The following is a 19,234-nucleotide window of genomic DNA, read 5'->3' on the forward strand; positions in this document are numbered from 1 at the left end:
TAAAAACAGGCTCAAAAGACTCAAAACCCTGCCAAAGGGCTTTTGAGTCTTTTGAGCTTTTATTTTTAAGCGTCTTTTTTATTTTGATTTTCTTTATAGCGGGTGATGTCGTGGCAGGACAGCAGCCAGGCGGGCTGGTTTTTCCATGAGATCACAGCAGCGTCGGCGGCTGACCAGACCTTTAGCAGCGGATTGTAAACCTCCAGGCTGGAGCTGGTGTGTTCAGAATCAAGCCCATGGACTGGGCAGGACTCGCAGGGGGCAGGACGGTCGAAAAAGGCCTGGTGACAGGTCATGCCAACCCCGGAAGACGGAGCGATACTCTTGGTCTTGCGGTTGATGTACAGCAGACGGTAGGTGTCTGGCTCGATCACATAAATCCAGGCGTTCTGGCTGTCAAGCACCTCCCGCAGGGCATCCAGGGACTGCTCAGCCCGGTCCTGGGCCCGTTTCTTGAGCAGGAAGGTGCTCAAAATCTCCGCGATAAAGGACAGGGCGCTCACCTGCTCCTGAGTCCAGAGCCGGTTGCTGCGGCACTCGTCAAAGCCCACATAGCCCATGAAGCGGCCATTGTCGTTGATGGCGCACTGAAGCAGGGATTTGACGCCCTGAGGGGCCAGAATAGCGTACTCGGGACCGGGCAGGGTCTGAGTATCCTGGCAGTAAAAGATGCCGTTGGCGTCAAAATTATCCAGGTAGTGCCCCTTGAGGTCCTCCTCGTAGGAGAGGTGGCCCAGGTTGTCGATTTCCGGGGGAATGCCCTCGTTGCACCACTCAAAGGTATTGGTGCAGTAGGTGTCATCCTCAGAGTTTTCGAAGATATAAACCCGGCTGACATCAAACTGCCGGCCCACAATCTCAAAGATGGAGTTGACCGCCGCGTCCAGGTCGATGGACTGGTAGAGAATGCGGAACACATACTCCACAAGCTGGCTGCTCAGGGTCTGGGGCAGGTTGTCGCTGTCCGAATCGATGTGGGAGCCCACAGCGCTGTACACGCCTGCCGCCGCGTTTTTAAAGGCCATATCGCGGACGGCGTCATCAAAGACAACAAACTGGTTTTTGCCCTGGCGCTTGGCCTGGTAGAGGGCATAGTCGGCGCATTGATACAGTTCGTGAAAGCTCTGGGCGTGGTCGGGATAGCAGGCGATGCCAATGCTGCACGAGGTCTGGCCGCCGGCGTTAAACTCGTCGAGGCCGTGAAAACTCTCAAGGACCTGCCGGGCCTTATTGGCAGCCACACTGACACAGGGGATATCGCGGATAAAGGCGATGAATTCGTCGCCGCCGATGCGGCCTACCACGTCGTCGCTCCGGAACAGGGTCTGGATTTTGCCGGCGATCTCCATTAAAAAGGCGTCCCCGAACAGGTGCCCCCGGGTATCGTTGATGGTCTTAAAGTCGTCGATATCAATGATCAGCAGGGCGCACAGGCTGTTTTTAGGACAGCGGGACAGGTAATTCTCAATGATGTTTTCAGTCGTGCCTTTATTGTAAAGCTTTGTGAGGGTGTCGCGTTCGGCCTTCTGCATGAGCTCCTGGGACTGCCGCTTTTCATTGTCAATATCCACGATGACGCCCACTGCCTTGAAGGGTTCGCAGTTTTCATCGTATTGGGCGGTGATGCGGATGCGGCACCAGATATAAAGGGCGTCGGCCTTCTTGATGCGCACCTCGGTTTCCACATAGGGGCTGCCCTGGCGGATATCCTCGAGAATCCCGGTGAAGGCCGGGAGGTCTGAAGCCAGGATATGGGAATTGGCGCCAGTGACGGTGCTGATGTTCTCAGTTATGGGCTCGTAGCCAAATTTCTTCTGCCAGTTGTGGGAAAAGATAAAGGAGTCCTTTTTGATATCCCATTCAAAGATAATGTCCGTGGTCTGGTCCATGATAATCTCGTGCCGCTCAAGGCTCAGCCGCAGGTTTTCCTGGGCTTCCTTGCCCACTGTGTCGTCGATGAGAATGCAGTAGAAGGAATCCGGGCCGCTCTCGCTTTTGATGAGCTGACCCTTGTCCAGAATCCAGATGGTGCTGCCGTCGCTGCGGGTTGCGCGGTACTCGATCTGCTTGGTGTTTTTGTGCCGCAGCTGGCGTTTGACCTCCAGCAGCGTGGAGGAGCGGTCACGCGGGTCGATGATGGCCATAAAGCTGTCGTCAAAGCGCTCATGAATCTCGGCGCGGGTGTAGCCGAACATGGACAGGAAGCCGTCGTTGACCTGGAGGATGGTCAGCTTTTCGTCGTAGAGGCAGCGAAAAATACCGCCGGGAATATTTTCAGTCAGCTGCTGTAAATCCTGGTTCCGGTCCTGCAGCTCGCGGGTGGTTTTTTCAATGAACTGCTGAATATGGGGGTCGGAAGCGGTGAGTACATTCTGGCTGAGGCCGGGCAGGTGGGCGCTGCTGTCGATCCGGGCAATGTGCAGCTGTTGGAGCCGGACCGCGCCGTCAACCAGGCTGCAGGCCAGGCTGCCGGACAGCTGTACCTCGGGCGCTGGCAGGCCGGGGGTGTCTGCGCGCAGGCGCATCTGGCAGTCTGCCAGACAATGGGTATCGGACAGGACACGGGTCTCGACAGACGCGTCCAAAATGGTAAAGGGATAGGGAAAACGGGAGAAATCGGATTCCAGGACAGCTTTCAGCTGCCTGTTATCATGGATGTTGCTGTGATACAGGCCGGACCAAAGCACATCCTCTGTGGTCATTGAGAGAATTTTTTCGGTATCCCTCATCTCAAAATAGGCCCGCTGTAATTCCTTGACAAAGGCCCTTGTCATGCGATCGATGCTCATCCTTACACCTCTTCTAACAAATTATAATCGTGATTATCCTCAAAATCACTTTATGGGGGAAACAGCTTTTTAAAACGGAGACAGCGTTTTCAAAATACAGTATACTCCTACCATTATACCGCTAATACAATTAAACCACAAGCGAAAAGAAAAAAGAAGAGCTGCCCGCGTAAGCAGCTCTCAGTGATAGGGAAATCCCTCTTAGAGGGCGCGGTTGATGGCAGACACCAGCGCGGTGACCGATGCGACGATAATATCGTTGTGAATCCCGGCGCCCCAGACGGTGCGGCCGTCGGGCATGGTGATGCCAACATAGGCGGCGGCACGGGAGGTGGAGCCCTCTTCCAGCGCGTGTTCCTTGTAGATCAGGTCAGTATAGGGGGTATCCAGATAATCCTTGAGGGCGTTGCTGACCGCGTCGAAACGGCCGTTGCCTTCTGCGGATACCATGGTTTTCTGGCCGTCCCGCTCAATGGTGATGGTGGCCTTGATGTGTTCGCTCACCTGCTCGAAGTGGTACTCTGGCAAGGTGACTGGATATTGGATATTGACATAGGTTTTTTCGAAAATATCCCGGACTTCCTCGGCGGAGAGCTCCTTATGCTTGTGGTCGGAGACATCCTTGACGGTGTAGCCCAGGTCCTCGCGCATGCCCTTTGGCAGGTCGTAGCCGTATTTCTGCTCCAGCACATAGCCGATGCCGCCTTTGCCGGACTGGCTGTTGATGCGGATCACATCCTTTTCGTAGCGGCGGCCCAGGTCGGTGGGGTCGATGAGCAGGTAAGGCACAGTCCACTGGTCGCAGTGTTTTTCCTCACGCCACTGCATTCCCTTGGCGATGGCGTCCTGATGGGAGCCGGAGAAGGCTGCGAAAACAAGGGCGCCGCTGTAGGGCTGGCGTTCGTACACATGCATCCGGGTGGTACGCTCATAGACCTCGGTGATCTCAGGCAGGTTATCAAAATGGAGCTTGGGATCGACGCCATGGGTATACATGTTCAGCGCCAGGGTGATGATGTCCACATTCCCGGTGCGCTCGCCGTTGCCAAAGAGGGTGCCCTCGATGCGGTCTGCCCCGGCCAGAAGGCCCAGCTCGGTGTCGGCGATGGCGCAGCCGCGGTCGTTGTGCGGGTGCAGGGAGACAATGACATTTTCCCGGAATTTCAGGTGCTTGCTCATGTACTCGATCTGGCTGGCGTACACGTGGGGCATGGACATGGAGACTGTGACGGGCAGATTGATGATGACCTTATTGTCAGCGGTGGGCTGCCAGACGTCCAGCACAGCGTTGCAGATATCCAGGGCGAAATCGACCTCGGTGCCCGTAAAGCTCTCGGGAGAGTACTGGAACTGGAAGTTGCCCTCGGTTTCAGCCGCCAGGTCTCTGAGCATGACGGCGCCGTCCACAGCGATTTTAATGATCTCTTCCTTGGATTTCCGAAAGACCTGCTCGCGCTGGGCCACTGAGGTGGAATTGTAAAGGTGGACGACGGATTTTTTACAGCCCTCCAGCGCCGCGAAAGTTTTGCGGATAATGTGCTCTCTTGCCTGGGTGAGCACCTGGATGGTGACGTCGTCGGGAATGAGGTCCTGCTCGATGAGGGTTCTCAAAAAGATATATTCGGTTTCGGAGGCAGCCGGGAAGCCGACTTCGATTTCCTTAAAACCTACGGCCACCAGGGTCTTGAAATATTCGATCTTTTCCTCAAGGCTCATGGGGATAATGAGGGCCTGGTTGCCGTCGCGCAGATCCACGGAGCACCAGATCGGCGCTTCTTCAATATACTCTTTGTGCACCCAGTCGGTGGATTCTTCCGGGGGCATAAAATAACCGCGTTTGTATTTTGTTGGGTTCATCATGGGGTGTTGTTCTCCTTTTTGTAAATTTTAATCGGATCATCTTTTCATTCAATCATTTTGATGCTGATCAGGAGAATGATCGAATGAAAAGACGTTTGTTTTGTTGCCGCTCGTCCGCTGACGTTCCTTACTCGCTGCCAAATTTTTTCAAAATTTGGACAGTTTAAAGGATCATCTTTTCATTCAATCATTTTGATGCTGATCAGGAGAATGATCGAATGAAAAGACGTTTGTTTTGTTGCCGCTCGTCCGCTAACGCTCCTTACTCGCTGCCAAATTTTTTCAAAATTTGGACAAAACGTCAAAAAACCGCCTCTACATGCATTTTATCAATGACGTATAGAGACGGAAGATTTTATCTTACGTGGTACCACTCTAATTTTACAGCGTAGGTGCTGCCTCGTTGGCAGATACGGACCCTTATGGGCCTTATATCCTCCTGGGGTAACGGTCAGGAACCGGCTCCGCCTACTCTCACAGATTTCAGCGTGCCACTCCGAGGCCAGTTCAGACGCCTTTCCCAACTGCTTCGCATCAACCAGCAGCTTTCTGGATGTTCCGGGAATCCTACTACTCCTCATCAAGGTGTTGTGATAATCATAATCATTTTAAACGAGTTTGTCAAGGGAAAAATCGTGAAAGTTGAAGAACAAAATTTATCCGCGCCCCAGCCCACAGTCTCAAAAGGCTCAAAACCCCACAGCGTGGAAGTTTTGAGCCTTTTGAGCATACCGCTTAAATTTTTTATGCGAACATCACCGCGTAGATAATGACAATGATCCCCAGCACAATGCGGTAGTAACCGAAAGCCTTGAAATCGTGCTTGCGGATATAGCCCATGAGGAACTTGATGGCAAAGACAGAGACCACAAAGGCTACGATCATACCGACTAAGAGAATGCCGATCTCTGTGCCCGTAAAGCCAATGCCGGTTTTGATAAAGAACTTTACGATCTTTAAGAGGCTGGCGCCCAGCATAACCGGCACCGCCAGGAAGAAAGAGAACTCTGTCGCCACATAGCGGGAGCAGCCCAGCAGGGTGGCGCCGATGATGGTGGAGCCGGAGCGGGAGGTGCCCGGAATCAGGGCCAGGATCTGGAACACACCAATAAACAGAGCCGTTTTGTAATCCAGCTGCTCAAAATGGCGGATGGTGGGACGCTTGGTGCGGTCCATGTTTTCCACCACAATAAAGGCGATCCCATAGACGATCAGGGTGATGGCTACCGTCACATAGCCGTAGAGCTTGTCTGTGATAAAATCATCAAATAAAAGTCCGATAACAGCAGCCGGAATGACCGCGACCAGTACTTTGCCCCAGAGGGACCAGGTATCCCGTTTCTGCACCGGCGATTTTTTAGGCGAGAAAGGATTGAGTTTATGAAAATACAGCAGAACAACGGCCAGAATGGAGCCAAACTGGATGACCACCAGGAACATGTCCCAGAAATCCTTGGATACATTCATATGGATAAACTGTTCAAACAGGATCATATGGCCTGTGCTGCTGATGGGCAGCCACTCCGTGATCCCCTGAACGATCCCGAAAAAGGCCGCTTTTAGCAGTTCTAAAAACATATTAATAACTCCTTACGTATTGATTTTTTAACCGAGTAATATTTTACCACAACACCCGATAAATGAACATTAAAAAATTCTTACATTTTCATTCGCCCGTCTGTAAACCGCTCTGGCCGGCCAGGGACTTAAGCAAGCGCATTGATTTTATGCGTGCTTTGTTGTAAAATTAAAGGATGAAAATGATAACAAGAAGGAAACCATGAAAAATAAAATCTTGCAAAAATCCTCCGCGCTGCTCGCGGCGCTTCTGCTTCTTCCAACGCTTTTGTCGGGCTGTCAGAGCGTTGAGGATCAAAATTATACGGTGCCAGACAGCCAGAGCGCGGAGAGCGTCACGCTCAGGTTCTTTGGGAATAAGAATGAAGCTTTAAACGTGATGGTCATCGAAAATATTCTGAAGGCCTATATGGAAGAGAACCCAGGCGTCAACATTACCTATGAGAGCGTCAAGGGGAACGACTATTTTGACGTGCTTGAAAAGCGGGTGAAAAGCGGTAACGGGGACGACATCTTTATGCTCAACCACGACACCACTCTGGAGCTCATGAAAACCGGCGACCTGGCCGATTTATCCGATCTCTCCACGCTTCCGGATTTCAGCCCCGGTGTGCGCGGCCAGATGGAAATTGACGGCAGGGTGCCATTTGTGCCCACCAGTATCTCAGCCTTTGGGCTCTACTGCAACCTGGACCTGCTGAAAGCGTATGGGGTGGAGGTTCCGGAAACCTATGAGGCTTTTCTGGCGGCGTGCGATACCTTTGTGGAAAAGGATAAGACGCCCATTGTGGCGAACAATGATATTTCTCTGAAAACACTGGCTATTTCCCGGGGAATGTTTGAGGTCTACCAGAGTGAGAATCCTGACAGCCTGCTGGAGCAGATGAACACAGACCCCAGCCTGCTGGCCCGGTATATGCGCCCGGGCTTCGAGATGGTCGAGAATTTTATCGAAAGCGGCTATGTGGACGCGAAACGGACGCTGGAGACAGAAAAGACCAAGGATGACCTTGACGATTTCGTCACAGGGGAGTACCCTTTCATGCTCACCGGGGCCTGGGCGTCGCCGCGGGTAGAGGCCATGAACCCGGATTTCAGCTATAAGGTTTACCCCTATCCGGTACAGGCGGACGGCAGCGTCCTGGTGACCAATGTGGACACCCGTGTGGCCGTCAACGCCAAGGGCGCCCATGTGGAGGAGGCCAAGAAATTCCTGGAATACCTGACCCAGAAAGACGTGATGTGGGAATTTGTGGACGGCCAGAGCTCCTTCAGCCCTCTGACAGACAAGCGCCTGCCCAGCGATCAGGCGGTACAGCCGCTGAGCAGCTATATGACCAATGGCAGGAGCATGCTGGGCGCAGACAGCAACCTCAAATACCCGATCTGGGACCTCTCCAGAGAGAGTGTGCGGCAGCTGCTGAGCGGTGAAAAGACGGATACAGTCCTGGCAGGCTTTGAAGCGGGCCTCCGGAAAAGCCAGGAAGGAGGCATAGAATGAAACGCAGGCACCTGTCGGTTTTACTGGCAGCCGCAGTGCTGTCGCTCGCCCTGCTGGCTGGCGGCATGCTCCTATACATCGACCATGTCAACAGCTCGCTCTGGGAACAGTCGGCGGCCAGTATTCTGGAGCTGACCAGCCAGGGCAGCAACGCGCTCGATACCTTTATCCAAAAAGATTACGATACCCTTCAGGTCTTTGCCAGCGAGATGAGCGAAAGGCCCTCAGACGAGCAGGCCTGGATTCAGAGCAATCTGGCCAGCTTTGAGTCGCCCCTCAAGGACAGCTATTTCTGCATCGACCTGACCGCAAACCGGGTATACCATAACGGCGGCACCGCCGACCTCAGCGCCGAGGCTGCCGGACAGCTGGCGGGCATGAAAGACCAGGGGGTGCTTGAGCCCTATAACAGCGCCCAGAGCGGCGTGCGCTCCCTGGGCGTTTACAAGCGGTTTACCTTTGGCGACGGCCACAGCGGTCTGGTGCTCAAGCAGCACCGGCTGGAGGACGTGACAGACCGCTTCGCCCTGTCCTTTTACAATGGCAGTGGCTTTTCCTATGTGGTTAAAAACGACGGCGAGGTGCTGATCCGCTCGTCCAATAAGAACAGCAACCGGACCTTTAAGAATCTTTATGATATCATCGACCTGTCCGGTAAAAACAGCGAGCTGGCCCTCACCTCCTTTAAGGAGGCCATGACAGACGGCCAGTCCGGCGCCGCAGTGTTCAGCTATAATAAGGCGCAGAACCTGTTCTGCTATGTGCCCATCTCAAGCGTGGAGGGCTGGTACCTGGTCTCGATCATTCCCAACAGCGTCATTTTGGACCAGGCCAGTAATATCATTAACTGGACCCTGCTGCTCTGCGGGCTTATCACAGTCCTGATACTGGCCATCATCTTAATCTACAACCGGAGCAGCCGGGAACACCGGCGGGAGGTCCGCCAGATCGCCTATTACGACAGCCTGACCGGCCTGCCTAATTTTGAAAAGTTTAAGCTGGACGGCGGGAGCCAGGTGGCGGCCAGCCCAGGAGCCAGGTGGTCTGTGCTTTACATAGACCTCACAGGTTTTAAACTGGTGAACGACGTCATGGGGTTCCAGTTCGGCGACGAAGTGCTTCGCTACCTGGCCAGTGTGCTGACCCGTGAAAAGGCTGAAGCAGATATTGTATGCCGGTTTTCGGCCGATAATTTTCTGATGCTGCACGCCTATAAAGAGCGTGCTGAGGTCGAGACGCTGTGCCAGCGCATCATCCGCGGCATGAGCGGCCAGACCATTGGCGGCAAGCAGGATGTACCCCTGTCTGTGCACATAGGGATCTTCTGCCTGGAGGATGACCCCGCCGCGTCGGACATCAGCCTCATGGTGGACCGGGCCCACATGGCGCAGAAAAGCATTAAAAACGGCCGCAGCAACCAGTACTGCCAGTATGACAGCGGCATGCGCTCAGAGATGCTGCGCCGTTCAGAGATAGAGGCCGTCATGGAAAAGGCGCTGGCCGACGGCGAGTTCACCTTCTATATTCAGCCCAAATATGATGTGGATGGCAGCAGGGTTGTGGGCGCTGAGGCCCTGGCCCGCTGGATACAGCCTGGGGGAAAAATGGTAAGCCCTGGGGAATTTATCCCCGTTTTTGAGCAGAACCAGTTCATTCTCCAGCTGGACGAGTATATTTTCACAAGGGTATGTGAGCGCCTCCGGGACCGGCTGGAGCAGGGGCTGCCAGTGGTCACTATCTCGGTCAATGTCTCCCGGGTGCACGTGCGCCAGGAGGATTTTGTCAGCACATACCAGGCCATCAAGGACCGCTGCCAGATTCCGGACGGCCTCATCGAGCTTGAGCTGACGGAGAGCATCTTTTTAGAAAACCTCGACCGCATCGGAAGCATCATCCGCGAGCTGAGAGCGGCTGGCTTTGGCTGCTCCATCGACGACTTTGGCTCTGGCTATTCCTCACTCAACGCCTTAAAGGGAATGCCCGTCAATGTGATCAAGCTGGACCGCGAGTTCCTTTTGAATGAGGGGGATACCGGCAAGGGCGCGGTCATTGTGCGCAGCATTATTCAGATGGCCAAAAAGCTGGATATAGAGACTGTGGCCGAGGGCGTGGAGACGCCTGAGCAGCTGGCCTTCTTAAAGGACGCGGGCTGCGATATGATCCAGGGGTTCATTTTCTCAAGGCCTTTGCCAGAGCCGGCGTTCGCCAGGCTTCTGGAGGAGGACGCCTGAAGAAAGGCTGGCAGAAACTTTTCGGCCGTTCCATTGCTATTCTCAGAGAATTGTGATAGGATAAATAGCTAAAGAGAACTAAGCGAGCCGAGATAAAGGAGAAACGATGAGAGAATGTATGGAAGACTTACCGAAACTGCAGGCGCGGCTGAAACGCATCGAGGGCCAGATCCGCGGCATTTCGGACATGATGGAAAAGGACGTTCCCTGTAATGAAATCCTGATTCAGATCAACGCTGCCAAATCGGCCCTGCACAAGGTGGGGCAGATGGTGGTGGAGGGGCATCTGCACCACTGCGTCAAAGACAGCATCGAACACGGGAATACTGAGGAAACACTGAAGGATTTGTCAAAGGTCATTGAGTATTTTTCAAGAATATGATACAGCTGGACCCGTATCGCCGCGATACGGGTTCTTTTTTATGTTAAATTTTCTTAACAGGCCTTGAACAATCGAGTCAACGGTCTATAATGGTATTAACCGATCGGGTTAATGAAAGGAAAACGAAGTGGTGAATGACAAATTTTACAGCCTGCCAGAGGAAAAGCAGCAGCGGATTATCAACGCGGCCCTCAGGGTCTTTGCCGAGAACCCCTATAAAAAGGCGAACACGGCCGATATCGCCGCGGCGGCAGGCATTTCCAAGGGGCTGCTGTTCCATTATTTCGGCAACAAGCAGACCCTGTACGAGTACCTGTTCCGTTATGGCAACGACGTGATGCGCGGCCATATCAGCGAGCTGCTGCCGCCCGACGAGCCCGATTTCTTTGAAATCTGGCTGCGGTCTCAGCGGGCAAAGACCGAGATTATTACGCGCAACCCCTATCTCATGGATTTTTTTATCCGGGTCTATTATGACAAGGCGCCGGAGAATGTGGGTAACATGAGCTTTTACGGCGACTTGGAGACCGCCAGCACCGCAGTGATTCTGGACCGGATCGACCGGAGCAAGTTCAGGGAGGAGACCCCGCCTGAGAAGGTGATCCGCTGGCTGATCTGGGCGGCCGAGGGCTTTATGAAACGCCAGAGCGACCTTGGCAGAGTGGACATTGAGCAGCTGGATACCGAGTTTACCGAACTCGTTCTATTTATCAGACAACACTGCTACAAAGAGGAGGCATTACAATGATAGCAATCGAGCATCTGACCAGAGACTACGGCGAGGGCCGTGGAATTTTCGACTTATCCCTCAGGGTTAAGCACGGCGAGGTTTTTGGCTACCTGGGGCCAAACGGCGCCGGGAAGACCACCACCATCCGGCACCTCATGGGCTTTCTGACGCCCAAAAAAGGCACATGCGCCATCGACGGCCTGGACTGCTTTAAGCAGGCGGCTGAGATCAAGGAATTTTTAGGGTACCTGCCCGGCGAGATCGCCTTTTTCGACAGCATGACCGGTGTGGAGTTTCTGAACTTTATGGCCGAGATGCGGGGCATGAAGGACCGCGCGAAAATGGAAAAGCTCATCAGCTTTTTCGACCTGAACCCGAAAGGCAAGATCCGCAAGATGTCCAAGGGCACCAAGCAGAAGCTGGGTCTGGTCTCCGCCTTTATGCACGACCCCGAGGTTTTGATCCTCGACGAGCCTACCAGCGGGCTGGATCCCCTCATGCAGAACCGGTTCATCCGTCTGGTTCTGAATGAGAAGAAAAAAGGCACGACCATTCTCATGTCCTCCCACAGCTTTGAAGAGGTTGAGCGGACCTGTGACCGGGTGGGCATTATCCGCGCCGGGGAGCTGGTGGCCCTGGACAGCGTGGCCTCTCTCAAGGCTGAGCGTCACAAGATCTACCGGGTCAGCTTCGCCACTGCCAGGGAGGCCGCTGATTTCGCGGCCCGGTGCACCGGCACACGGCAGCTGAGAGAGCACCCCCATCTGGTGGAGGTACGGGTGGCAGGGAGCATGGACGGCTTTTTGAAAATGCTTACCGGCTACCACATTATGGAACTGGACACGGTCTCCCAGGACCTGGAAGATATTTTTATGCAGTATTACGGAGGTAAACATCATGCTTAGCGGGCCGCTTTTCAAAAAAACCTTTAAATCACAGCTCAAGATGCTGGTCATCTTCGCGGCCATTCTGGCCATGTATATGAGCGTTGAGATCAGCATGTTCAACCCGGATTCCATGGACGGCATAAAAGAGATGATGGACATGCTTCCCCAGCAGATGATCAACGCCATGAACCTGGACGTGGGCGCTGAGACAAGCCTTGTGGGTTTTCTGGGCTCCTACTTTTACGGCTTTATCGTCATCATGGCGCCCATGATTTTTAATATCATCGCCAGCAATAACGCGGCGGCCAAACTGGTGGACAGCGGCGCCATGGCCTGCCTGCTGTCCGCGCCAAATTCCCGGACCAGGGTGATCCTAACCCAGGCCGCAGCCCTGATCCTGTCCAATATTCTGCTTATGGCCTTTGTGACCGTTATGGGGATCGCGGTCAGCCAGGCGCTGTTCCCGGGGGATCTGGATATCCACGCCTTTTTGCTCGTCAACGCGGGCGCCCTGCTTTTGCAGCTGGCCGTCAGCGCCATCGGCTTCTTTGCCTCCTGCCTGTTTAATGAGAGCCGCCTGTCCCTGGCCCTGGGCGGGGGACTGCCCGTGCTGTTTCTGGTGCTCATGATGCTCTCCGGCGTCAGTGAGGATCTGGACGTTGTGCGCTACACCACCCTGTACAGCCTGTTCGACCCTGCCGAAATCATCGCAGGGGGTGACACCGTGGGCCTGTGTCTGGCCGCCCTGGCCGCGGTCTTCGTGGCGCTGTACGTTCTGGGCATCTTGATCTTCAGGCGTAAGGACCTGCCGCTGTAAATAAAAAGTAAGCTGAGAACCCAATCCTCAAAAGGCTCAAAACCCGTATCCAAGGTGTTTTGAGCCTTTTGAGCATCCAGCTTGAGAGATTCTTATATAAAATTTACAGGGTGATAATTCCTTCCTGAAAGTGGTATGTAAATAGAAAACAGGCCGTATATGGCCACAGAAAGGAAGGATCAATGATGAAAATTGCGATTATCACCGGAGCATCCAGCGGGCTGGGCCGCGAATTCGTAAAACAGGTCAGCGCCCAGGGCCAGGTCGAGGAAATCTGGGCCATAGCCCGGAGAAAGGAACGCCTCGACGCGCTGAACATGGAGACGGCCACGCCTGTGCGCGCACTGGCACTGGACCTGAGAAATATAAAGGACCTCGACGCACTTACCGAGCGCCTGGAGAAGGAGCAGCCCGATGTCCGGCTGTTTATCGGCGCGGCCGGTATTGGCAAGCTGGGTACCTACGCGGAGGTGACCGAGGCGGACACCAACGCCCTCATTGACTTAAACTGCCGTGGTGCCGTGGACGTCACCCTGAGGGTGCTGCCCTATATGAATAAGGGAGCGCGCCTTATGCAGATCTGCTCAGTGGCGGCTTTTATGCCTCTGCCGGGCATGAATCTGTACGCAGCCTCCAAGGCCTTTCTGCTCAGCTATACCAGAGCCCTGCGCTGGGAGCTGTTCGGCCGGGGCATCCGGGTGACCGCGGTCTGCCCCTACTGGATCAAGGACACCGAGTTTGTGCCCACAGCCAGCAGAAACGCGGACCGGTCCGCGGTGCGCCACTTTCCACTGGCATCCACCGTTCAGACTGTTGCCCGCCGTTCCCTTTTAGACAGCCGTATGGGCGTGGCCGTCTCAACCCCAGGGCTTATCAGCCTGAGCCTGCGCGTCTTTGACGCTGTGGTGCCCCATTTTATCGGCATGGGTATCTGGGACAAGGCCCGGAAACTGTAAAGCTGAATTTTGCCGGCGGCGGTCACCATCGGCTCCATGGACCTGTCCATCCGGGATGTTTACAGCGTAATCGGCTGCGAGCGCTTTCATCTGGAGGGCCTGAGCGCTTACGCCAAGGGTGCGGCCAGACAGTCATAAATTAAGGTTTTTACATAAAAAGAATAAAATATTATTTATGCCGCTGCTCAAAAGGCTCAAAACTAAAAAAATGACTGTTTTGAGCCTTTTGAGCATGCTTTTTTAAAATATAATAAAAAAATAAAGCGATAACAAAACATTATTCATCAGTTAAACTTTTAACAATTGTTGATTTAAAGAGCGGTTCATTGTATAATGCAAACCATATCACGGCAATGTCCGGATATAAAACAATTTTGAAGGGGAGTGTTGATAAAAAACTATCGATCAATCTTTAACGTCGTCAGGGAAGAAACCAATATTGTGACGGCTGCCCGCTTTTACGGGGTGGCAGTTGACCGGCATGGGAGAGCCTTGTGTCCGTTTCATGATGATCATCATCCCAGTCTGTCTTTTAAAGACAACCGGTTCATCTGCTTTGCCTGTGGGGCCAGTGGGAGCGTCATCGATTTGGTCATGCAGATTTTCCATATTTCTCCATTGGAAGCGGCAAAGAAGCTTCAGGAAGATTTCAATCTAAAGGTGGAGGTCAGAGGTCAAAGCCATAAGGCCAACGACGTTGCGGCGAAAGGAGCGGCGGATACAAAAAGCGTGAAGCAGGAAACGAACGGGACGAAAAGCGCGCGGCGCAAAGCGAAACCAACGAACACCCTGTGCAGCCCTTCGTGTATTACGGCTCCGACGGACAGCGCAGAGAAGGTACTGGCAGCGGCGCTCCGGGACCGGCTGGCAGATATGGAAGCGTACTATAGCAGACTACACCGTGAGCTATGTAAAAATACTGAGAAATATAAGCCCTACAAATCACTGGAAACCGTGTCCGACAAGTATGTCGAGGCCTTGTTTCAATTGCCCGTGGTATCCCATTATCTGGATATCCTGGATAGCGGCGCCCCGTCCGAGAGGGTGGAGCTTTACCGCGCTTATAAAAGAAAGGAACTTATACAGTATGAACAAGAATAGAGCACAGCGACATTACAGCGACGACATTGAGGCCATGACAGGCCTTTTAACCGAAGAGGAGCGAAAAGATCTGATCATTGAGGAGACAAAGAAAAAAATAAACTTCAAGCCAATCATCCCACTTGACGGCAGTGCGGCCAACGCCGTGCCCGCCTTTCCGGTGGAGAGCCTGCCCGGCGCAGTACAGGATTTTGTCCTGGCGGCCGCGGCCAGCATCGGGGTGCCGGTGGCCATGACCGGCAGCGCGGCCCTGGGGGTTTTAGCCGCCGCGGTGCAGAAAAAAGCCAAGGTGAAAGCCAAAGGCGACTGGACCGAGTCCCTGTGCCTTTACATCCTGCTGATCGCCCGCTCATCGGAGCGGAAATCACCGGTTATGCGTAAAATGACCAGGCCCATCGAGCTTTATGAGGAGATGGTCAATGAAAAGCTGGCCGAAGACATCGAAGCCTACGATCATCAGGAGCAGTTTTATAAGAAGAAAATCAAATATCTGGAAGGAAAAGCCGCCCGGGGCGTCATTGACTACACCGATGCCCAGGAGGCCAGAGAAGAGCTGGCGGCGCTTAAGCCCACGCGTCCTCTGCGCCTGACAGCAGGCGATGTGACCCCCGAGGTACTGGTCAACCTTTTGGAAGAGAACAACGAGCGCATGGCCATTTTTGCGGCGGAGGGCGGCCTTTTTGGCACCATGAGCGGCCGCTACAGCGGCGCGGTCAATATCGACGTGTTCCTCAACGCCTATTCACAGGACAAGATGACCGTCGACCGGGTTGGCCGCCGGACCCGCATTCTCAGAGACGCCCACCTCACCATGGTCATGGCCGTACAGCCCCATGTGGTGTGTGAATTTGAGGGGAAGAAAGAATTTCAGGAACTGGGCCTGACCGGCCGGTTTCTGTACGCCATGCCCGACAGTCTTGTGGGCACCCGCAACAGCCGGGAGGCGCCGGACGTCCCGCCCCAGGTCGAGGCAGCCTACTGCCAGCTCATCACCGAGCTGCTGGCCATGGACGCCGGGATTAAAGGCGGTGTGATGCTGGAAATGACCGAAGAAGCCAGAGATTTGTTCTTTGACTTTGACCACGACACCGAGAGCCGCCTGACCGAAGACTACGAATGCATTGAGCCCTTTGCTGGAAAGGTCAGCGGCACCGTTCTGCGGATGGCGGGCATTCTTCACTACGCGGCCCACGGCCCCCGGGCGGCTGAGATCAAAATCAGCCGTTCGACCGTGGCCAAGGCCATTGATCTGGCCGAGTATTATCTGGCAGAAAAGCTGCGGGTCTTTAGCCTGACAAGCAGCGACGCCGAAACCCAGGCCGCGGCCTATGTCCTTAAACGGGCCCTGACCGCGGGCAAAGACAGCCTGACCCAACGGGAGATCGCTCAGCGCTGTAAGGGTAAAGGGATGCACGCAGACGATGTGGAATCGTCACTGGCGCTGCTGGCAGCCCACCACTATCTGGTGCCCGTACCGGCCGAATACGCCGGAACCGGACGCCGGAGCATCCGTTATTTTATAAACCCCGAACTTCTTAAAACAGGCGCCACAGGGGAAGAGGGCCACAATGCCCTCGTGCCGGTGATCACACCGGCGGAACCGGAGGGCTTCACACAGGAGGAAAGGGCGGTGACGGTCTGATGAACAATACCGATGCGCTGGCCGTTTATGATACCCCATTAAAACAACAGGGCAGCAGGCCCCCGGCCGATACGGCAGAGGCAGCCCGCGTGCCCCAACAATATCAAAGACAAAGCACGGTTAAAAACATTCTCGAGGACATAAACGCCGGCAAAATGCTGGAAGCTGAACAGATTCAAAGAGCAGAAACCCTCAGGGAAGTCGACGGAGAACTGAAATCCGTCGCCATTAAAATGCTCGAAGACAAAGTGTCTCCCGACAGAATCATCCTGAAACTCAGCAATATCATCATGCACCAGAGTGACGACAAAGCCTTTTATAAAAAGGTTCAGGCGTTGGTGCATAAAAATTACAGCGATCGTTAAGATATAAAAACAGGCATCCGAAAGGGTGCCTGTTTTGGAGTTGTCAAAAACTTTATCATGAAGCGATAGAGCGTTAAAAGAGGATTGTTCAGTTGAAAGTTCGCCATGGCGCATTTGATTTGAAGCAGCCTGAAGCCACCCGAAGTGCCCAAAAACTCAAGAGACGAAGCCTTTTTTCTTTTCGGATAAAAGGCGCAGTCTCGGACAACAGCACCGCTCTGGCGGCCTGAAGCAGGTTTCCAAAAATATTCTTTTAGAATTTATTATAGAGAATACAGTCTCAAAAGACTCAAAACCTGAATCACATGAGGTTTTGAGTCTTTTGAGCTTAAAGATAATACCGACGTTATCTATTTGACGTATTCGATTAAATTTGATAAACTTTTGACAGAGATTTTGATTTTAAGAACGGAGTTAAAATGAGAAATATAACCACTTCTATGGGAGTCGTATTTGTGCTGCTGTGCCTTTGCCTGATGTTTCCGACGGAGATTCAGGCGCCGGCGATGGTTAAGGTCACGCCATTCTCAGCCGAAAAGTACACCGGACATAATGCCAAGATAACGTTGTCCGTTGTCAAAGCAGACATCACACCCAACACCGAAGAGCTCACCGTGCTGGTGGCGAACCACAGCGGGGAGTATCAGACCTATGGCCAGATTTTTTATCTGGAGCGGGAAGAAAGCAGCCAGTGGCTACCGGTGTCCCCACTTCCCGGCACAGTCTTTGAAAAAGCCACGGTGTTCCTTCCGCCCGACAAAGCAAACGAGGAGATTTTGAACATTAAAACTTACTATGGCCGTCTTCAGCCGGGCAGCTATCGTGTGGTCAAGACCTTTGGCGATACTTATTCCAGTGCGGCGTTTTATGTCAGGGAAGTTTAGAATCTTATGCTCAAAAGGCTCAAAACCCTATTTTGAGTTGGGTTTTGAGTCTTTTGAGCGTGTGTTTCCAAAAATAAATTTAATTTTCAAAGAGGCCCAGGTCCATTTTCCAGGCGAGCACCCGTCTGACCGAGGCGTCGATCTGATCCTCGGAGAGGGTCCCTTTTCGGACAGCCTCGACCACCGCCGGGATCTCGATGGTATAGCGGGAGCTCAGGATCATGTCGTTGCCGGCGGCCACAGCCTGCACCGCGGCGGTGTCCGCGCCGTAGGCCTTGGTGATGGCCTCCATGTCCAGGTCGTCGGTGAGGATAACGCCGTCAAAATCCAGCGCGTCCCGAAGAACCTCGTGTACCTTTGGCGACAGAGACGCCGGATGATCCGGGTCCATGGCTTCAATGACATTGTGGCTGACCAGCACACTGCCCGCGCCGGCCTGAACGCCGGCCCTGAATGGGAGAAAATCCTGAGACTCAAAGGTTTCAAGGGGGCGGCTGTCCCGGGAGAAATCCTTGTGGGTATCGCCGCCGGGACCATAGCCCGGAAAATGCTTGAGCACAGAGCCCATACCGTCTGAGGTCATGGCGCCTGCCACATTTTGTGCATACTCAGCTGTGGTGGCTGCGTCCCTTCCGGTGGTCCGGGAGTAGATATAGTCTGCGGGGTTCTGGGACAGGTCGCAGACTGGGGCGAAATTGACATTGATATTCAGGGATTTAAGCAGTGCGTCCTTCTCGTGGGCGTCGGCGGTGACCGCGTCCATACCGCCGTTTTGCAGCAGGGTCTGGGGAGAGGGGAAGCCCTCGGCGCGAATCGCCGGGTTGCCGCTGACACGCACCACGTCGCCGCCTTCCTCATCTACGCCCACCAGCATGGGAACCCTGGCCGCGTCCTGACAGGCGTTGATTTCAGCCCGGATCTGGTCAGGGCTTTTATCCTTAAAGTCGCGCCCAAAGAGGATGGTGCCGCCAAACTGCCAGGTTTTTTCGTCCTCGGGAGCGGCGGGGCCGGGGTAGCGGGCAAAGAACATCTGGCCCACCTTTTCCTCAAGACTCATGCCGGCCAGAAGCTTATCTGCCAGCAGACTGTGAAAGGATTTTTCAGCCGCGTCTGAAGCGGTCAGGACTTCCAGCCTGCGGACGGGCAGAGGGTCGCCCTGGGTCTCCAGGCTTTCGGTGTCTGTGCCGGCTTTCAGCGTGATTTTGACCTCTGAGCCGGTTTCGGGCAGACTGCCCTGTGGGAGGCCGGTAAGGTCAAAAACGCTGGTTTCAGGCTCTTTGGCGCCCTCATTCTGGCAGAGGAGGGTGAGGGTGGCGTCGTCGCTTTTCAGCAGGTAGCCTGTAAAGGTGACCGGGGAGAAGAACTGGGACAGGGTGAGGGCCGGCGAGCAGCCTGCGATCAGGAGCCCGCAGGCCGATATGATTAAAAAGAGTGATAAAAGTCGTTTCATGAATGCTTCCTTCTGAAAAATTTATCCCTGTTACAGGGACGGGTTTATTGTACCATATTCT

The 19,234-nt window shown here is 54.0% G+C and carries 16 protein-coding genes and 1 other annotated feature; of the genes, 12 read left to right on the top strand and 4 right to left on the bottom strand.

What is annotated here, in order from left to right:
* Positions 1–65: 65 nt before the first annotated feature.
* The 3 genes from DW091_RS01800 to DW091_RS01810 all read right to left on the bottom strand — a co-directional run bounded on the left by DW091_RS01800 (position 66) and on the right by DW091_RS01810 (position 6,227).
* Positions 66–2,789 (bottom strand): diguanylate cyclase, encoded by a 2,724-nt coding sequence (locus tag DW091_RS01800; RefSeq protein WP_118517236.1) that lies wholly within the window; start codon positions 2,787–2,789, stop codon positions 66–68.
* Between the two features lie 201 nt (positions 2,790–2,990).
* Positions 2,991–4,649, bottom strand: a complete 1,659-nt coding sequence (locus DW091_RS01805; RefSeq protein ID WP_058693441.1) for a 2-isopropylmalate synthase — start codon at positions 4,647–4,649, stop codon at positions 2,991–2,993.
* Positions 4,650–4,987: 338 nt separating this feature from the next.
* Positions 4,988–5,242, bottom strand: a binding site (T-box leader).
* A gap of 151 nt (positions 5,243–5,393) precedes the next feature.
* Positions 5,394–6,227, bottom strand: coding sequence for an undecaprenyl-diphosphate phosphatase (locus DW091_RS01810; RefSeq protein ID WP_118517237.1), 834 nt, complete (start codon positions 6,225–6,227; stop codon positions 5,394–5,396).
* A 202-nt stretch (positions 6,228–6,429) separates the two neighbouring features.
* Here DW091_RS01810 and DW091_RS01815 point away from each other — a divergent pair, with 202 nt between their 5' ends.
* From DW091_RS01815 to DW091_RS01870, 12 genes are all read left to right on the top strand, one after another.
* Positions 6,430–7,728, top strand: a complete 1,299-nt coding sequence (locus DW091_RS01815; protein WP_074617516.1) for an extracellular solute-binding protein — start codon at positions 6,430–6,432, stop codon at positions 7,726–7,728.
* A complete protein-coding gene (locus tag DW091_RS01820; protein WP_118517238.1) occupies positions 7,725–9,959 on the top strand; it encodes an EAL domain-containing protein in 2,235 nt (744 codons plus the stop codon). The genes DW091_RS01815 and DW091_RS01820 overlap by 4 nt, the downstream gene beginning before the upstream one ends.
* A 106-nt stretch (positions 9,960–10,065) precedes the next feature.
* The gene (locus tag DW091_RS01825; RefSeq protein WP_013382229.1) at positions 10,066–10,341 is read left to right on the top strand and encodes a metal-sensing transcriptional repressor; all 276 of its coding nucleotides are present in this window, start codon (positions 10,066–10,068) and stop codon (positions 10,339–10,341) included.
* Positions 10,342–10,471: 130 nt separating this feature from the next.
* Positions 10,472–11,089: a TetR/AcrR family transcriptional regulator gene (locus DW091_RS01830; RefSeq protein ID WP_158577803.1), complete on the top strand. Its 618-nt coding sequence runs from the start codon at positions 10,472–10,474 to the stop codon at positions 11,087–11,089.
* Positions 11,086–11,976 carry an ABC transporter ATP-binding protein gene (locus tag DW091_RS01835; protein WP_199678118.1) on the top strand — a complete coding sequence of 297 codons (891 nt, stop codon included), beginning with the start codon at positions 11,086–11,088 and terminating at the stop codon, positions 11,974–11,976. The genes DW091_RS01830 and DW091_RS01835 overlap by 4 nt, the downstream gene beginning before the upstream one ends.
* Positions 11,969–12,775: an ABC transporter permease subunit gene (locus DW091_RS01840; protein ID WP_118517241.1), complete on the top strand. Its 807-nt coding sequence runs from the start codon at positions 11,969–11,971 to the stop codon at positions 12,773–12,775. The genes DW091_RS01835 and DW091_RS01840 overlap by 8 nt, the downstream gene beginning before the upstream one ends.
* A gap of 182 nt (positions 12,776–12,957) precedes the next feature.
* Positions 12,958–13,731 carry an SDR family NAD(P)-dependent oxidoreductase gene (locus DW091_RS01845; RefSeq protein WP_224168722.1) on the top strand — a complete coding sequence of 258 codons (774 nt, stop codon included), beginning with the start codon at positions 12,958–12,960 and terminating at the stop codon, positions 13,729–13,731.
* Between the two features lie 9 nt (positions 13,732–13,740).
* Positions 13,741–13,869 (top strand): hypothetical protein, encoded by a 129-nt coding sequence (locus DW091_RS20645; protein WP_263422101.1) that lies wholly within the window; start codon positions 13,741–13,743, stop codon positions 13,867–13,869.
* Positions 13,870–14,118: 249 nt separating this feature from the next.
* Positions 14,119–14,832, top strand: a complete 714-nt coding sequence (locus tag DW091_RS01855; protein WP_224168723.1) for a CHC2 zinc finger domain-containing protein — start codon at positions 14,119–14,121, stop codon at positions 14,830–14,832.
* A complete protein-coding gene (locus DW091_RS01860) occupies positions 14,819–16,474 on the top strand; it encodes a YfjI family protein (protein WP_158577804.1) in 1,656 nt (551 codons plus the stop codon). The genes DW091_RS01855 and DW091_RS01860 overlap by 14 nt, the downstream gene beginning before the upstream one ends.
* Positions 16,474–16,839, top strand: a complete 366-nt coding sequence (locus DW091_RS01865) for a hypothetical protein (protein WP_118517243.1) — start codon at positions 16,474–16,476, stop codon at positions 16,837–16,839. Before DW091_RS01860 ends, DW091_RS01865 begins: the two co-directional genes overlap by 1 nt.
* Positions 16,840–17,258: 419 nt before the next feature.
* Entirely contained in the window at positions 17,259–17,723 is a 465-nt protein-coding gene (locus DW091_RS01870) for an immunoglobulin-like domain-containing protein (RefSeq protein ID WP_118517244.1), read from the top strand.
* A gap of 79 nt (positions 17,724–17,802) precedes the next feature.
* Here DW091_RS01870 and DW091_RS01875 read toward each other — a convergent pair whose 3' ends face one another.
* Positions 17,803–19,173 (bottom strand): glycoside hydrolase family 3 N-terminal domain-containing protein, encoded by a 1,371-nt coding sequence (locus DW091_RS01875; RefSeq protein WP_118517245.1) that lies wholly within the window; start codon positions 19,171–19,173, stop codon positions 17,803–17,805.
* Positions 19,174–19,234: the final 61 nt, after the last annotated feature.

It is taken from the genome of Eubacterium sp. AM05-23 (assembly GCF_003477535.1).
Taxonomy (GTDB): Bacteria; Bacillota; Clostridia; order Eubacteriales; family Eubacteriaceae; genus Eubacterium; species Eubacterium maltosivorans.

Bases quoted from the DNA above. Each gene is read 5' to 3' on its own strand.
- DW091_RS01845 (WP_224168722.1), top strand. From the start codon at position 12,958: ATGATGAAAATTGCGATTATCACCGGAGCATCCAGCGGGCTGGGCCGC.
- DW091_RS01820 (WP_118517238.1), top strand. From the start codon at position 7,725: ATGAAACGCAGGCACCTGTCGGTTTTACTGGCAGCCGCAGTGCTGTCG.
- DW091_RS01840 (WP_118517241.1), top strand. From the start codon at position 11,969: ATGCTTAGCGGGCCGCTTTTCAAAAAAACCTTTAAATCACAGCTCAAG.
- DW091_RS01805 (WP_058693441.1), bottom strand. From the start codon at position 4,649: ATGATGAACCCAACAAAATACAAACGCGGTTATTTTATGCCCCCGGAA.
- DW091_RS01875 (WP_118517245.1), bottom strand. From the start codon at position 19,173: ATGAAACGACTTTTATCACTCTTTTTAATCATATCGGCCTGCGGGCTC.
- DW091_RS01800 (WP_118517236.1), bottom strand. From the start codon at position 2,789: ATGAGCATCGATCGCATGACAAGGGCCTTTGTCAAGGAATTACAGCGG.
- DW091_RS01835 (WP_199678118.1), top strand. From the start codon at position 11,086: ATGATAGCAATCGAGCATCTGACCAGAGACTACGGCGAGGGCCGTGGA.
- DW091_RS01815 (WP_074617516.1), top strand. From the start codon at position 6,430: ATGAAAAATAAAATCTTGCAAAAATCCTCCGCGCTGCTCGCGGCGCTT.
- DW091_RS01870 (WP_118517244.1), top strand. From the start codon at position 17,259: ATGAGAAATATAACCACTTCTATGGGAGTCGTATTTGTGCTGCTGTGC.
- DW091_RS01825 (WP_013382229.1), top strand. From the start codon at position 10,066: ATGAGAGAATGTATGGAAGACTTACCGAAACTGCAGGCGCGGCTGAAA.
- DW091_RS01810 (WP_118517237.1), bottom strand. From the start codon at position 6,227: ATGTTTTTAGAACTGCTAAAAGCGGCCTTTTTCGGGATCGTTCAGGGG.
- DW091_RS01860 (WP_158577804.1), top strand. From the start codon at position 14,819: ATGAACAAGAATAGAGCACAGCGACATTACAGCGACGACATTGAGGCC.
- DW091_RS01865 (WP_118517243.1), top strand. From the start codon at position 16,474: ATGAACAATACCGATGCGCTGGCCGTTTATGATACCCCATTAAAACAA.